The organism is Frischella perrara, assembly GCF_000807275.1.
Taxonomy (GTDB): Bacteria; Pseudomonadota; Gammaproteobacteria; order Enterobacterales; family Orbaceae; genus Frischella; species Frischella perrara.
This window is the reverse complement of sequence record NZ_CP009056.1, coordinates 621,888-640,440: the sequence shown is the minus strand read 5'-3', so window position 1 is coordinate 640,440 and position 18,553 is coordinate 621,888. Positions and strand designations below refer to the sequence as shown.

At 37.8% G+C, this 18,553-nt stretch carries 5 protein-coding genes; 3 read left to right on the top strand and 2 right to left on the bottom strand.

What is annotated here, in order from left to right; all coding sequences use genetic code 11:
- Positions 1 to 6: 6 nt before the first annotated feature.
- The gene (gene clbC, locus FPB0191_RS02840) at positions 7 to 2,610 is read right to left on the bottom strand and encodes a colibactin polyketide synthase ClbC (protein WP_039103880.1); all 2,604 of its coding nucleotides are present in this window, start codon (positions 2,608 to 2,610) and stop codon (positions 7 to 9) included.
- 48 nt (positions 2,611 to 2,658) lie between these two features.
- The gene (gene clbB, locus FPB0191_RS02835) at positions 2,659 to 12,246 is read right to left on the bottom strand and encodes a colibactin hybrid non-ribosomal peptide synthetase/type I polyketide synthase ClbB (protein WP_039103877.1); all 9,588 of its coding nucleotides are present in this window, start codon (positions 12,244 to 12,246) and stop codon (positions 2,659 to 2,661) included.
- Positions 12,247 to 13,161: 915 nt separating this feature from the next.
- Between clbB and FPB0191_RS02830 the strand changes: the two genes are divergently transcribed.
- The 3 genes from FPB0191_RS02830 (at position 13,162) to FPB0191_RS02820 (ending at position 18,476) form a co-directional block, all read left to right on the top strand.
- Complete coding sequence (locus tag FPB0191_RS02830) at positions 13,162 to 15,726, top strand: type VI secretion system Vgr family protein (protein WP_052236716.1); 2,565 nt, start codon at positions 13,162 to 13,164, stop codon at positions 15,724 to 15,726.
- Between the two features lie 11 nt (positions 15,727 to 15,737).
- Positions 15,738 to 16,610, top strand: a complete 873-nt coding sequence (locus tag FPB0191_RS02825; protein ID WP_039103875.1) for a hypothetical protein — start codon at positions 15,738 to 15,740, stop codon at positions 16,608 to 16,610.
- A 108-nt stretch (positions 16,611 to 16,718) separates the two neighbouring features.
- Positions 16,719 to 18,476, top strand: a complete 1,758-nt coding sequence (locus tag FPB0191_RS02820) for a hypothetical protein (protein ID WP_039103873.1) — start codon at positions 16,719 to 16,721, stop codon at positions 18,474 to 18,476.
- Positions 18,477 to 18,553 lie beyond the last annotated feature (77 nt).

The window sequence follows — 18,553 nt, the reverse complement described above, 5'->3', positions numbered from 1 at the left end:
ACTCCTTTATTGACATGCTAATTCCAATTTGTCTTCGCCACCCAAGCGTTCTGCAAGATGGGCGTAAATACTGCGTGGATTAGGTGTTTCCATTAAAGCTAACAGATCGATGCTGACAGCGAATTTACGCTCTAATCGTGAGGTAAGTTGCGTGACTAGCAAGGAATGACCACCCAGTTCAAAAAAGTCATCATTTATGCCGATTGGTTCAATTTCCAGTGTGTCGGATATCAAATCGGTAATGAACTTCATTGCTGCGGTTTCTGGTGCTACATAAGGAACACTTAATTGAGGTCGAGGTTGATAAGAATGATGTACTGTGGTTTGCTGTTGATTATCAGCACTAACTGAGCTATAAACCTCTTTAACTTCCGGTAATGGATAATAGTGGCGATTGAAAGGATAATGTGACGCATCGCCACGCATTAAGATGCGATTGCCATACCATATTTGCCAATTAACAGCGATGCCTTCACACCATAACTGTGCAGCTATCATTAATGCCGACAGTTCACCTTTATCAGATGCGGTTAGGTTAAGCCAATTTACATTGTCATTAGATTGCAGCGTTGCTAACGAATGACTTAATAATATCTCACTCCAAAAGCCAATATCTTGATACTGTTCTATACTTAAACTCTGCTTTTGCCGTGATAAGGTATAACCGGCTAGTGGTGATTTAACCTCTGGAATGCTAATTTGTTCTACATTCTGGTCTAAAGCAGATAATATTTGTAATACATCATCCAACGCAATAACACCGACAACGGCTGCTGCCGGTAATAAACCTAACCCTTCACCAGAAAAAACGGTGAGTGACGGTAGCAATTTTTGCCAACATTTAAGGCTTGCAATAGCTAAACATCCTCTAGCTAAGAGACTGCCCGCTTGTGCCTGTGCCCATACTTCTGTTTCATTTTGAAAATGTTGTGCAAGTGATAATGTGTTTAAGGTATTAAGTAATTCCGTCACTTCTTGCAAATAGCCTGATGATTGACTAAATAAATACGCTTGGCTGGCATCAGCATGCTGACGTAGATCGGCACACTCAATGCCTAATGTCGCAGTAGGTATAAAATGATGCAACTTAGGTAAAATTGTTGCTTGTCCATGGTTATCGATCTTAAGCGCACGCCGACAATCAAATTCAGGACGAGCGACTTGCTGAGTATAGGCTACAATATGGTGGTTAGTTTCATTAACTAACTGTGTCAATTGCTGTTCAATCTGATCGAGCTGATTAAACGAGGGGGCTGAAAAAGGAATAATACTGGATAGATTGGTATTATCCTCACCAACTTCCGTACTCACAGCTTCTAAAACAATATGTACATTACTTCCACCGATACCAAATGAGCTAATTCCTGCACGAGGTGGTGTGGTTGTTTCTGACCACGGTAAAGGTTGAGTAGGAATATAAAATGGTGATAGTGCTAAATCGATTTTTGGATTCGGCGTTTGGTAATTGGCTAATGGTGGTATCGTGCGATTATGAAGCACTAAAGCGGTTTTAATTAAACCGGCAACACCTGCAGCAGCGTGAGTATGACCAATATTTGCTTTCACCGCCCCTAAGGCACAGTATTGTTGCTCAGTAGAAGTGAAAACCTCACTTAATGCTGAAAACTCAATAGGATCACCGATATGTGTTCCTGTGCCATGCGTTTCCACATATTTGATCGTCTCTGGTTCAACTTCGGCTAAACGATGTGCCTCTTGAATAACTTTCTTTTGCCCCGCCTGACTAGGTGCAGCAAAGCCCATTTTTTGACTACCATCATTATTAACCGCACTACCACGAATAACAGCATAAATTCGGTCACCTTGTGCGATAGCCTCTTCTAAACGCCTTAATACAACGACGCCTGCCCCATCACCGAATAAAGTTCCGCTAGCATTGGCATCAAATGGACGGCAATGACCATCGGTCGAATGGATCATACCTTGCTGACAAAAATAACCCGATTTTTGTGGCAGATCGATAGTAACGCCACCAGCTAATGCCAAATCACATTCGCCAAATAATAGGCTACGACATGCCATATGAGCAGCACTTAGAGACGTTGAACAACTAGAATATAAGCTAAATACCGGTCCAGTAAGATTCAAACTATGGGCAATAAACAGAGCACTTAGATCTTTATGTCCATAGACACCCGATGAAAAACGGGTTAGTGCATCGCCATCAATCTTAGTCATAGAACGGCGTAGCCATTCAATATCTTCTGAAACCCCCAGATAGGCGCCAACTGTTAAGTTATCAATCTGTTTAGCATAACCGGCATCTTCTAAGGCATGATAAGCCACTTCATGCAGCACTCGAGTTTTCGGATCAAATGCTTCCGCATCTTTATGGCTGTAACCAAAAAAAGAGGCATCAAAATCGTAGACATGTTCGATAAAGGGTTTAGCACGAATATATGACGGGTTATCTATTGTCGCTTGATCTATCCCTTGAGCCCGTAACTCTTCCGCAGAGAAAAAAGTGACACACTCTTTTCCCTGTATGATATTAGACCAAAATTCTTGTAGTGTGGAAGATTGTGGAAATCGAACTGCCATACCGATTATAGCGATTTCCATACCGGTCATTTCACTATTGTATACCATAATTATCCCTATTTTTTATTGGGCGATAACGCCCAAATTACGAGTTTTCTAACGATTTTTTATATTATTCTTTGCAATCTGTAGCGCTCGCTTAGCGACGGTATTTGGTCTTTGCTCTGCTTTGGCTGATCCCGTTACTGAGGTTTTCTTAACCTCACTTTCCTTGTCTAAAGGTATGCAAAATTGTGCTAACTGTCGTACCGTAGTATGGTTATACAATGTAACAACGCTGACAGCAGGATATTGACGCGCAATTAAGCCACTCAATTGCACCATATCTAATGAAGTGGCGCCTAATGCTTCATAATGGTCATCAATCCCAACATTATTAATCCCTAAATAATCTTCCAAAATACGACACAACGTTTGTTCTATATCACGTTCAGGTGCTTGATAAGCCGTACTAAGGTTTGGTCTCGGTCGTTTTCGTTGGGTGCTTTGCACGCCATGTAAATCATCATCATCGGAATGGCTACGATCCACACGATTACCTAATGTCATGTCATTAACTTTACGCGGAGAAATCACTACTTGCGCCCATGGACTGCGCATTTTTAACAATGGCCTTAATTGATACATTGCTTCCGCATTACTTAAGCTAAAGGCATAAGCACCCAGTCTTCGTTCAGCAAACATGGCATTAATGCGATCCATCCCAACACTATTGCGGTGAGTTAATACAACTTTCCCCACATGTTGCGGTGTAGTGAGTACAGCAAAGGCATTGCGTACTTCGGGTAAAGGTATTGTTTTACATGGCAGTAATGGCAATTGTTTGTCATCAATCCAAGTTACAATTTGTTGTAAATAATTTTGAATATTCCGATCTGCAGCGTGGAAATTGATCGGAATAAAAGTGCCACCATGGGCAAAGAAGCGCATCGGTAAAGGACGATCTTCCACGATATCTTTACTTCCTAACTCAAGGAAACGCCCTAATGGTGCTAAAATGCTCAAACCCGCATCAATTAATGAGCCCGTTAATGAGTTAAGTATGATATCCATTCCCTGACCTTGCGAATGGTTCATGATCGTTGTCGCAAAGCTATCGCTATGTGAATCAGCAACACATTCCACGCCCAATGTAGCAAGATATTCACGCTTAGCATCGCTACCTGCGGTAGCGTAAATTTGTGCACCAAATCGTTTAGCAATATGAATTGCCGCTAATCCTACCCCGCCAGAAGCACTATGAATAAGTACCTTGTCGCCTTGTTTTAAGTTGCCTCTAATTACTAATGCGTAATAAGCGGTTAAGTAAGCTACAGGTAAAGCAGCGGCTTGTTCAATACGACAATTCTTCGGTTTGCGCACAACAAAATGACTATTAACGGTTACATAGCCAGAGTAACCTCCCTGTACAATAGCCATCACATCATCACCTACAGCAAAGGTTTTGACATTTTGACCAACTCGCACAATCCGACCGGCACACTCCAACCCTATTTGTAATGGTGCTTCATCTGGGTTTTGTTTAAGTAATCCTGTTGCGAATAAGACATCTTTAAAATTGATACCTGTTCCCAGCACCTCAATTTCAACTTCATCATCAGCGGGGGCTTTACGAGGGATCGGTTGGATAAATAACGGACTTTCATTCGTCGCTTGCCGATCAACTTGCAATTGATAGTTTTCTGCAGATGGAATTGGTAAAGTTTGTTCCGTTCGCAGATTTAGCGTTTGGATCTGAACTTTACGCTTCATCAAGTTGCTACAATGTAAAATGACTTCACCATTATCGGAATAAACAGTAAAGGTGTAGTTATCTTCATTAGCCTGATGTTGAGTAACTCTCATTTCAACATATACGGTACGCGTCATAGCTTGATAGATATGGCATTGTTGATACAAGAAAGGTACCGTTTGCGTATTGAATCCTTCAATTTGTTCAATAAAACCACTCGCTATATCTAATAACGCTGGGTGTAAAGCAATATCATCTAGCTCGGCTACAATTGGTAAAGTCAATGTTGCCAGAGCATGGGTCATTTCCTTATTGCAATAAACTTGTTGCAGGCTTTGCCATCGTTTACCATAGCTAAAATGTTCACCGGCTAAATCGTGAATTTTGTCACCGACATCCTGCATGGACTGTAATTTAGTTTGACGATCGAGCTTATCCATAGCCGGTGCCGTAAGTTCAGATACGACACCTTTAGCGTGAGTAGTCAACGTCGAATTAAATACATCATTAATTGATTTTACTTCTACACTAAATCCAGTATCGATAGGATTAATATCAATAAAGATATCAGCGCAATAGCCATCTTTAACTTGGAGTGGTGCTAAGAAAACTAACTCATTTATGGTTAACATTGATTGAGTTAAATAATGGTGCATGGCTTCGTATACCAGTGTTAAATAGCCTGTAGCTGGTAGAGTGGCAATACCATCAATGCGATGTTCATCTAATAACCAATGTTGTTCAGGGGATAAACGTGCGTAATAACTCGCACCACTTCCTTGACGCTTATAAGCCCGTAGTAACACGCCATTAGACAATGGACGTAAACCACGCAGATATGGGTTTTCGCTGCCATTAATCGCCTCAAGCAACATACCTTGCTCTTTTAGCCCATCCCATTGGATACTTAAGGCGTTCACACCATAATTCAAGCGTAATTGTTCAACCAAGGTATCGAGATATGCACTTACTGATGCATAACACAATTGCCCTACCTCTGCGTTAAGCGCAGCTAACGAGTTACAAAACAGCAACATAAGACGTTCATCAAGTAAACCGTGTTGATCTAATGCTTCAATAAGATTAGCTGTACCTTGCCCTTTGACTAATAGGGAATCGATCAACATTGGTTCGGTTAATTGATGTAAAGTGAGCGCTGTGGTTGATTCAGCAGCAAAAATCACACCATCTAAACGATGATAACGCGCCAATATTTTGGTTAAACAGTCATCCACGTCTTGCGCCGAAGTCACATCACAGTGCATCACTTGGCTACCGGCAGCCAATACCGCTTGATCATGGTGAGCTTCACGACTACTCAAAATGACATTAACCCCGTCTCGCGCTGCTAACATCTCACCAATGACACGACCAATCCCTTTCTCACCACCAATAATCCAGATAACACTACCCGATTGTATACCGGTTGGCATTGCACCAGCAGGTAGTTGGTTAGCTATAATTTGTCGCGAATAAGCTACTCCCTCACGCACCGCCATGATCACTGGATCTTTAGTACTATCAGAATGACGATTTATGATGCCCATGTCATTTGCACTGATTTCACTTGCAAAATCAAGAAGACGTACTACTGTTGGATTTAACTCTTGGCGTAATACATTAACAGCACCTGATAAAGCTGCTTGTGCTGGATCAGGAATATCATCTTGTAAAATGCGAAATGCCCCTTGAGTAAGTAACGTGATTGAAGCCAAGGACATTGAACTATGTGTAAACCATGTTACTACACGATATATACTAGATAATGATTGAGCCAATGATAAATATTCTGGCGCTAGATAAATACAATGTAATTGTTGATAATTATGTTGTTTTAATATTTCAACTAACGATTGGAAATGCAGATTAATATCGTTAGGCGTCCATAATTCATCTGGCTGCCCAATTGGTGCTGCAACGGTAACGCTATTAATACCCTCAAGCGCAAGCGATTGTTTTATCCATTCACTATTATCGCCAATAATAATAATTAAGGAATCAGCTGGGTAATAGGATTGGCTGGTTAAGGTATTATCTTCTTGCCAAACTATCCGTTGTAACCACTCATTTTTCGGTCGACGGGCAGGATGTGGCATCTGTTGATAATTCGATAAGGCCACGCCATAACGATAATAATAATTCTGTTCAAATGGATAACCCGGTAATGCAATACGACGACCTAAGAAGCCTTGGTTAAAGGTTTGCCAATCAATATTGGCGCCATTCACCCATAGCATAGCTAAGGCGTTTTGTAAGAAAAGATCATCTTCAACTTGTGCTTTGGCTTGACGTACCGATTGAATTGTTACCTGTTTTTGATAGCGTTGATTACCTTGAATAAAAGTCGACAGGACTTTTCCCGGACCTACTTCAACAAATAAAGTACTATCCGTTAATAATTCTGTGGCACCGTCATTAAATAAAACAGGACTGCGAACTTGTTGCACCCAATAATCGGCTGAGGTAGCTTGCTGTTCAGTAATCCAATGACCTGAGACATTGGAAATAAATGGAATCTGCGGTGCATGCAATGAAACTTGATTTAATAATTGTGCAAACGCAGGTAGCATAGGCTCCATCATTGCTGAATGGAAAGCATGAGAAGTCTTAAGCCGAGCATGTTGAATATTAGCTGTTGTTAAAGCCTGAGCGAAGGCATCAATAACCTCATTAGGACCAGCAACTACACAAAAACGTTCACTGTTATTAGCAGCTAATTCAATCTCATGGTGTTGAGTTAACCAAGGTGTAAGTTCAGCACGATTCAAATACACAGCAAGCATACTACCTGTTTGCATAGACTGCATTAATCGCCCACGTGCCTCAATAATTCGGATGGCATCTTCAAGGGAGAAAACACCAGCAAGACAAGCAGCAACATATTCACCCAAACTATGCCCAATCATACTAGTGGGTTTAATTCCCATTCCGATAAGGGTTTTAGCTAAACTGTATTCAACACTAAATAATGCCGGTTGGGTGTAAATCGTTTGATTAATATCATGTTTTGACTCATCATTAAACAAGATATCTTTAAGATCTATTGCACAAATGTCATGATACGCTTTAAAGCAGTTATCCATTTGTTCACGGAAAACAGGTTGATGCGTATACAGTCCTTTTGCCATTGTGCGATATTGACTCCCCTGTCCAGGGAACATAAAACAAATACCATTAGATTCACTGGAACCATTGAACTGTGATGCATTTAATATGGTACTTGATGCAACATCAATTTTTGATCCACGACTAACTAAATAGGCTCGTCGATATTTAAAAGCGCTACGACCTGTTTGTAAGGTATAAGCGACATCTGGTAATCGAATATTCGGCGTATGTTTGACATGCGTTAATGTCGAGATCACTCTTGAATTAAGCGCAGACACTGTTTTGGCCGAGAATGGTAATAAATAATAATCACGTATTTGATCATGATCATCTTCTGGAACAGGATAATCTTCTAATGCAATGCTAGCATTTGTTCCACCAATACCAAATGAACTAACCATTGCTCTATGTGGACGCGGTTGAATCCATGATTGCGACTGACTATTGATATAAAGAGCAGAATCTGTTAAATCAATTGCTGGATTAAGTTGCTGAAAATGTGCAGTTGGTGGTAATTCCTGATAATGTAAAGCTAACGCTGTTTTAATTACCCCCGCTACCCCTGCAGCGGAATTTAGATGACCAATATTACTCTTGATTGCTGAAACAGCACAATATGGCGCGGCAGACGAACCAAATACTTCATTAAGTGCACGTATTTCAATCGGATCACCCAATGCGGTTGCCGTACCATGCGCTTCAACCAAGCCGATGCTATCAGGATTAAACTGTGCACGCTTCATGGCTAAACGAATTACGTTTCGCTGTCCATTTACGCTAGGTGCAGTGTAACCAACCTTATCATGACCATCATTATTAACGGCTGATCCTTTAATCACGGCATAAATACTATCTTTATCTTTAATAGCATCATCCAAACGTTTTAGCATTACCATGGCGACACCATCACCGGTAATCGTTCCAGATGCTCTACTATCAAAAGGTCGACAGACGCCATCCTTGGCATGGATCATTCCTTCATGATATTCATAACCACGATAAGCTGGCATTTCGATTGAAGCTCCGCCAGCTAGAGCAGCATAACAATCACCATTACGTAATGCATTACAGGCTTGATGAATGGCTACCGCTGAGGTGGAGCACGCAGTATCCAATGTGATTGTTGGTCCGGTTAGATTTAATGCATGAGCAATTAATGCGGTCGCAGCACTCACATTCAGCATACTGGCTTTATATAATGAAGTGGCATCAGGGTTATCTTCTAACACCGCTTTTAACCAATATGGTGAACTTAAAAGCCCCGCAAATATTCCAATGGATCCAGCGTAGTTATTTGGATCACAGCCTGCATTTTCCAACGCTTGCCAACAACATTGATGGAGTAATCGAATTTGCGGATCCATTAATTCTGCTTCATTTGGGGTATAACCAAAGAAATCCGCATCAAACCATTCTAAATCATCTAACACCCCTTTCGCTTTTATATAATGATTATTATAAAGCTGATCGGATGATACCCCGTAAGCTAACAATTCATCATCACTAAAATAGGTAATCCCCGATTCACGTCCAGAAACCAATTGCCACAGCGATTCAATATTCATTGCACCGGGGAAACAGCCAGCCATTCCGATAATTGCAATCGGTGTGTCACTAAAATCAGCTATAATTTCAGGATCATTTAGCTTAACAGCTGAGTGCGTATTGAGATAAGCAGTTAATGAATCTAAAGTTGGATATTTAAATAGATCAGTGATATCAACATCAACGCCAAGTTGTCGTTTAATTTCACCTTTAATTCTAATAATGTCTAATGATGTTCCACCTAAGGAAAAGAAGGATTTACTACCATCAATTTGAGTCAGATCTAAAACTTGTTGCCATATTGATTTTAAAGCAATCGCTAAATTTGATTGAATGACGTTTTGCGTTTGTGTTTGATTGTGTTGTTTAGTCAGAATCTGTTTGCGTAATAGCTCAAGATCGGATTTACCATTGTGGTTTTTCGCAATGGCATCCACCACCATAATTGGCTCTGGTATTGCAAAAGCAGGTAATGTCTCAATTAAATAGGATTGTGTATGCGTTTGATTATAACTTTGATCAACACAAATTACTGCACCAATATGACGGCTATCGCGTACTGTATAAGTTAATACAACAGCTTCAGTTATACCTTGACAATCCAATAATCGTTGTGTGATTTCTTCTATTTCAATACGTTGACCGTTTATTTTAATTTGACCATCTTTACGACCAAACGACTCAACACAACCATCATCTAACATTCGAGCATAATCACCCGTTTTATGCATCGTACCGCCTAAAATAAATGGATCTGCCATAAATACCGCTTCAGTCAATTCAGATCTATTTAAATAACCCAATGCAACACCATCACCACCACTAGCAAGTTCGCCTATCGCCCCTATCGGTAACAAGTGATTATAAAGGTCAAGTACATAAATTGAAGAACCAGGTGCTGCATAACCTATCGGTACGCGATCAGGAACTAAGTGATCCATTAAATAAGTTGTGGTAAAGACCGTATTTTCTGTAGGACCATAACCATTAACAATCTGTAAATGTGGATATTGAGTAACCAATTGATTAATATGGCGCGCGGATAATGGTTCCCCCCCTGAAATAATATGTTTCAAATGGGAAAAAAATTCGGCACCTTCAGCAACATAGGTATTTAATAATGCTGTGGTGATTAATGCATGACTGACATTGTGTGTAATGATAGTCTTGGTCATAATATCAATATCAAACAATGACTGCCGACTTAGTAAAACTAATTTACCGCGATTTATGAGGGTTGCCCAAACATCATAAACTGATGCATCAAATTCAAATGGCGGTACAAGTAAAGTATTTGTATAAGTTGGTAATTTAACAGGACTTTCTGCTTGAATGATACGTAATACGCCACGATGAGAAACTAAAATACCCTTTGGTTTACCGGTTGAGCCCGATGAGTAAATCATGTAGGCATGGCCATCGCGATTAATAACTGGAAAATCAACAATCGGCGCATCAGGTAATGTTAGTAGATCAAACTGTTTAACTGATACATCAAACGTTTTGTGTTGTACTAATAATATCGATAATTGGCTATCATCAATAATTTCTTGAATACGTCCAAGTGGGTATTCAGAGCTAATTGGAATATAAGCCGCACCTGCTCGCACAACACCGACTATTGCTGCAACCGTGTCTACCGTGCGTTCGCTGATGATACCAACAAAATCACCTGTTTTAATGCCCTGCTCAATGAGGAATCGCGCTATATGATCGGCTTTCTCGGCCAATTGTCGATAGGTCAATGATTGCTGTTCATCAACCACCGCAATTCGTTCCCCTTCGCTTTCAACAACTTGGTAAAGTTGTTCTACGATATTTGATTGGCGATCCCATTGTTGTTCCGCCATAGTATTAATTTGTGTTTGAATATACTGTTGCTGCTGCTCAGGCGATATATTGCGTAATGAAGCAAGTGTACATTGCGGATTATCCACAATCTGTTCAAGTAAATAATGTAAATGCTCAAGCAAAGCGTGAGCCATGTGATCGGTAAAATAGCGTCGAAAATAACCAATCTTAATTAAAAAACCACCTTGATTTACTACCCCCAATGAGAGTGGATAATGCGTTTGCTCCTGAACACGCATACTCTCAATACTAATTTGTCCTTCTTTAGTTAATTGAGAGGAATCAATCGGATAATTCTCAATTACAACTAATGAATCAAATAATTCACCTTGATAATCGGCTTGAGGGGTAACTTGTTTTATCTTAGCCAATGAATCATATTCATGATCATAATGGTTCATTAGCCTATTATGCATTTGTTGTAAATAATCAATTAACGTACTGGAGCCATCATCTTTAAATCTTAGCGGTAAGGTATTGATAAATAATCCTAATGCACTATCAATGTCTTCAATCGCCGCATTTCGTCCAGAAAACGTAGCACCAAAGACCACATCTTCACTATATAGCCAGCGTTGTAACAAAATCCCCCAAACAACATAGAATAGTGAAGCCGATGTGATTCGATATTGCCCACACAATTGTTGAATCTTTTGATTCATTACTTGTGATAAAGTACTTTCTAACCAAACAACTGACTTATCAGACAAAGCACTTGAATCAGGTAGTAAAGATAAAGGTTCAAAATGGCTTGGTGTTAAATCTTGTAGATAATTTGCCCAATAGTCACGTTGAAAATTTTGTTGACTTTTAGCAATTTCTTGCATAAATGGTTTAAGTGGTACTGATGAAATCAACTGTCCATTTTTAATACCCGTTTCTTTAGTTGTATTATAAATTGTTAACAATTGCTGTAAGAAGATTGCTAAACTCCAACCATCCATAACAATATGGTGGTAAGCTAATACAAATACACTCTCTTTAGGTAATTGGATAAGATAGGCTCTAACTGGAATCGTATTCAAATCAAAAGAATGTTGCAAATCAATACGGAGAAATTGATTAATTAAGGCCTCTACGTCATTATCTTGTGGATAATCTAGCGGAATCTGGTTATTGAGTGGAAAATGTGTTTTGTCGCTGACTGAACTAATATCTGTGACATAAAAAGACGGTTGAAGATCTTGATTAATAATTTGACAAGGTTGCTGCCCTTCATGCCAAGAAAAATGGGTACGAAAGCAATCATGTTTACTAAATAAAGTCTCAATAGCCCATTGAAACAGTTCCACATCAATGCGTTCAGAGAAACGGCAAACAAATTGTTCGTGGTAATGACTATTTCCTTCATCGGTCAATGCATGAAATAACAAACCATGTTGACCTGGTGTTAACGGTATTTCTGCATCATTACCATTAACCTCTTTCACTCCGTATTTATTATCCATAATCTAACACTCCAGTTAGTTTTATTATGATTATTTTTCCTTATATCCAGATTTTCTTGATATCGTTTATCGCGTTAGGTCAACAGCCAATAAATATTCACCAAAATCTTATAATTTTTTTCTTGGATATAATTATGAATCCTTAACTGCACATGTAAATATATAACTAATTCGATAAACAATGTAGATTATCTAATTAGCTAATTCTATATGAGCTTTATTTAAAATTCAAGATGCTTTGTAATAAAACAAACGATGGTTGTGTTTGATCAATTTTTGTTTGCAAACCGCAGATAAATCAAGCAAAAATTATTGTGATTTAATTTTAATTTAAACTATCGAAGTAGAAAATTTATCGATTTATGAATAAATTTGTAATTTAATCAATTTGATATTTTGGGCTTTATTTTTTGTATTTCGCTCTTCTATTAGAGTAAACGATAATAAAACATGATTAGAGGTTAACGATAAAATATTAACAATATGCTGATCGCCCTATTTGGTTAATCAATTTAATGGCTAGATTTTTGTGATGTATTAGTTCTTTTTATCAAGTTAATTCGTTTTCTAAACACTCTGGCGTTATTAATCTCCATTTTCTGATAAATTAATACACATTTTAAATTCTATTTACCCGTGTCACGGGTTTATATTTATTCAAGTTAAATTGTAAACAATTCAATAACATTTGATCATTTTGACTGATTAAATTCATAAACCACATGTTAATATTCTGTTAAAAAACGATTTATATACTTCTCTCTTTTCCTTGCGCTATCTTACTCCAATACGCATTTATATTATTTGTAAAGATAATTGAATTGTTAAAAAAAATAGCTTATTTTACATTAAATTGGTTATTTTTACCAATTAACTAAAACTCATTGAAAAATTATAATATAGTGAGGAATATTGATGACTATAATAAAGCAAATGGAAAATGCGGTTAATACCTTGGTAGATAGTCGTCCTTCTAATCATTATCACCTAACGATTGACGGTCAGCCCCCTACCACCACTTTATCCGTTCTATCAATCTCTGGGCGGGAAGATTTAAACCAACCTTGGCGTTATGAAATCAACTTTACCTGCTCCGATAAACAAATCCCTGTTGATGCCATTCTCCGCCAATCTGCCAGTCTTACTTTCCAAACACCGCATATCGCTGAACAACTCACCAAAATCAGCTCACTAGAAAAACCGCAACCACCTCGTACCTTGTACGGTGTGATTACCGAGTTTAGTCTGTTATCAATTAATAAAGATGAAGCTCATTATCAAGTCGTATTACAACCTCGTCTAGCATTATTCGCCAATGACCAGTACTGTGCGATTTATCAAAATCAGAGTGTAGTGAGTGTTGTGGAAGCTGTACTGCGGCAGCATGGATTTACCGGTGTTGATTATCGTTTAGAATTAAAAGATGAATACCCGGCACGAGAGTTTATTACTCAATGGCATGAAAGTGATTTAGCGTTCATTCAGCGTTTACTAAGTGATGTAGGGATTTGGTTTTACTTCGAAAGTCATCATGACCATCATTGTGATGTATTGGTATTAAGTGATAATGAACAAGGGTATGATGATGCTGGTCATATTGTGTTTAAAGCACCCAGTGGTATGGTTGATGGTAAACAAAATAGCATATGGAATTTACAATTTAGCAGCAGTATCCAACCGCAGTCAGTTATGACAAAAGATTATAACTACCGCACCGCATCAGCAGACCAGCATTCCTCACTCAATACTCAACCTAAAGATGTAACAACCGCCGGTATAGATTACCGCTATGGTGAGCATCATAAAGATAAAGGCGATAACACACAAATCGAAAGTGGACAGTGGTACAGTAAAATCCGTCATGAAGCCCATTTAAGTCAAAAATGGATTATTCGGGGTGAATGTAACGATTACCATCTCATACCCGGTCAACACGTCATTATTGATAACTGTGAAATTGGTGGGCTTGAGCAAGGTATTATTATTCTATCAACGGAAAGCTATGCTGACCGTAGTGCGTCTTATCAATGCCATTTTACGGCGATTGCTTATGATGTCTTAAAACCGTATCGTCCTATTCCTTTATCATGGCCTCAGGTCAGTGGCACATTACCAGCGCGGGTGACCAGTCCTGACAATGATACTTATGGTTATATTGATACGCAGGGACGTTATCGAGTTAAGTTTGATTTTGACCTAAAAAGTTGGAAAAAAGGTGAGGAAAGTCTCTGGGTTCGTTTCGCCAAACCTTATGCCGGTGACCGCTATGGTTTTCACTTTCCTTTAATAGACGGTACCGAAGTAGCGATTGCTTTTACAGAAGGTAATCCTGACCGACCATATATTGCACATGCGATGCATGACAGTACTCATCCTGACCATGTGGCAACCGCGAACAAACACCGCAATGTAATTCGAACACCTGCTAATAATAAGCTACGGATGGATGATAAACGAGGACAAGAGCACATTAAACTTGCGACCGAATACGGTAAAACGCAATTAAATCTTGGTCATTTGGTTAATCAACGTAAAGAGCAACGAGGTGAAGGGTTTGAATTAAGAACCGATGAATGGGGGGCGATTCGGGCTGGAAAAGGCTTATATATGACCACATATAAACGAGAGAGTGATGAAGGTGTCAACAAAGCCAGTTTAGATGCAGATGATACAGTGTTATTACTAGAACAAGGTCTAAGTGTATCTCAAAGATTATCAGCGCGTTCAGATAGCCACCGAGCCGGAAAACTTGAAGGTGCCGATAGCTTTAATCTTTTTGTCAAATATACAACTTCAGAAACATCCAGCCGTTTGTCACTTACACAGCCAAGTATGGTTTTATCCAGTCCCAAAGGTGTAGCAACAGTGACACCAGATAATATTTATCAATATGCTGAACAAAACGTTTTATCGGTTAGTAAAAATGATACTAATCTCGCAGCAAATCAGTCTATCCATATGAGCGCTGGCAATGAGTGTAGTATATATGCTAAACAAAATATAAAACTCTTTAGTGGTGAAGCGAAAGTTCAATTGCAAGCACATAACGGAGAAATTGAAGTCATTGCGGATAAATCGCTTGAAATTGTCAGTAATGATGAAGCCGTTAAAATTAATGCTAAAAAAGAAATTACTATTGCTTGTGGTGGTGCATATATTCGCATAGCGGGGGGTAACATTGAACTATACGCGCCGGGCCAAATAACCCATGGCGCGCAATCATTTCCTTTTACCGGTCCGAAACAAATGCAGCCTACACTTTATTCATTCCCCGAACAACAGCCTCTCTCACCTTATATTAAACAATTTGTTTTAGTCGAAGAAGCCACCGGTAAACCGATTATAAATCGAGAATATCAAATCTTGAATAAAAATAATCAAGTAATTGCCAAAGGTAAAACCAATGCGCAAGGGAAAACCGAAGTAGTCCATTCTGGCTATGAGGAAGCGGAAGTTAAATTTAAATATAAAAATAATTAAAGGATGGTTTTATGTGTAGTACAAATACAAAGTTAAAAACAAATATGGATCAATTATCAAGAGCCAAAACAGATGATAAATCGAAAGCAAAGAAAATTGATAAGCTAGTAATATGCAGAATCCCTGTTAGTCTACTGGATTTTGAAGTCGGACATTATTGGATCGAATTAATACATGATGACGAAGATAAAGTTGAGCATGCTATAGCTCAAGCTCGTGTCAATGGTTTAACAGAAGCTGGTATGATTGACTTGAATATTAAATGTAGTAAACCTAATGGGTATCGAGAAAGCTATGGCTGGTTCCCTTCCCAACTGGTTGTCAATCCAATCAATATTTTTCATGATAAATTAATCGTATCAAATGATGGAATTTTAAATGGCGATCATGAAAACAGGATAAATAAAGACAAGGATAAGATTATCTCACCCACAGATGATCGAGAAGCTGGTCGCAGGACAGACAACAATGAACTTTCATTAAGACCTTTTGATTCACACCAAAATCTACGCTTTCACCCTGGTAGAATTACCACTACGATTAGTCCGTATATTTTACCCGATGATAAGCGCACAACTAAACAGATATTTAGCGATATAAAAGAAACCGCCATTAAATTTGGTGAAAACTTTAATTATTGGAGTTGGGATAATGACAGTTATAGAGAAACAAACTGCCATACCCTTTTATTCATTATATTAGCTAGCTGTAATTTAGCTGATCCTGAATTCATTGGTGAAAATCTAGATAAGCATTTTTCTCGATATCGTAAATCATTACATAGAAATATTAAAAAAGCCACGAGCCAACATATAGAAAGAAAAGAGTTAATGGATAAATTATTCAAACTTTCCATGATGGCTAAAACAAATAATGATAACTAATCCAAAACACCAAAACAGGGGGTTAGTATGAAGTGATGAGTAAAAATATGCTTACTTCCTTTGTTATTATGGACATGATCAATTTAATATGTGATTACTGAGGTAAAAATGAACGGACAACAAGAACAAATTATTAACCAATTAAAAATACAAGGAATTTTACCTAATAAAACCTATTTCCAGCATGATTATTCACTTGCTATCAATAATGAAGCTAGTTTTCCAGAGAACGAATTATACCTATCCGTTGCTGATTTAGAAACAAATGCCGAAATGCAATATCTAGCAATGCAAAATATTGCAGAAGTAAAATTAAATGGAAATTACCAATATACTGATGTATTACAACGCGAGCGAAATATTATCGAAATCATCTATCCTTCTAATTCTTTTAAATCCTTAGGGGATGGCATTTATTTTTATACTTTAGATGAAAATAAACAGTTGCAAAAACAAAAATCTTTTAACGATGTCTACAAATTACCCTGTTATTTAAGGGTCGAAAAAAAACATGGCATTGTCGTGAGTATTCAAAAGAGACCTTTAACAACTATCACTCGTTATAAGTACAATTATTGGGCAAACAACAACCTAAAATATCTAAAATTAGAAATTCTAGATATTAGTAATAATGTTATTTATTTTTCAGAGAGCTTTTTTAATGAAAAAGGTGAATTAGAAAAAACTACTAGAAAAAATACAAAAACAGGACTATCTTCTATTGAAACTATCGTAAATCAAGGCGATATTTACTCAATAGACGAGTTCTTTGACGATAAAGGTATTAAAACCAATCGAGTTAGCCACTACACGAACTCGTTCCGTGTAAAAAATGAGTTATTAAATAAAAAAGGTAAAGTAATAAAAACCAATAACTCCGAACCTGAACTATTTGATTTTGAAAAAGATTTGGATGAGCCCTACCCTTATAATCAATTAATAATGAATATTGAAAAGTGTAATTCATTGTTAACCGATTCAATGTTTATGCAAGGTATCAGTGAGAACCCTAAATACGACCAAGAAGCCCTTAAAAGAGCTGAGTATTTAGGTATTACACCGAACCAAATTTATTATCATAAACTACCTTTCCCGAGTTTTATGGTTGAACGGTATAAGAATTTTCCGCATCAAGCACCTTTAACGTTAATTGAAGCCGAAAATCAATCACCTCAAGCTATCTACAATGATTTGATAAAGATCGAAATAGATAATAATTATCAATACAAGAAAATTGATAAAACCAAATGGCAACAAACAGCTATCTCTTTACCTTCATCACAACTTAAATCTTACGGAAATGGTATTCACTTTTTTGTGATTAATGACAAAGGTCAATTAACACCATTAAACAATGTTGAACAGGCTATAGCTCAACCTACTTATGTTCGTGTGGAAAAAGTCATGGGCAAAATTGTCTCAACATTACAAAAAACACGCGTGCAATGGTTAACAACCGAGTTTGATTACAAAAAGAACGCACCTATTCGAAGTAAATTAACTGTCATTGAAAGCCATGTTGTACCGAAGTTAGTGATAGAGTCGGAATATGAAAATGGACTATATATACCCACTTTACAATTCATAAAAAATGCTCAAGGTAATATTATCCGAACCTTTAAAATCGTTAAAAAGAAAAACACTATCGCTATTTTAGAAAGATTCAATGAACAAGGCGTTAAAACTAATCATATTGAGATATCAAAACAAGGAGACATTGAAAACCAATATCTTAATAACGAAGATAATGTAATATTGAAAGCAGATAATATTAAAGACCAGCATCATAATCCACAACTTTACGATAATTTACCATTTAATCCAGATGGATTTGAAAAGATGCTATTTGACCATTTTAAAAAATAACAGTATAGATAAACCAATTTATCTAAGTTGAAAACACGATCGGCAGAGCGATTATTAATCAGGAACGGTAAGTCCTC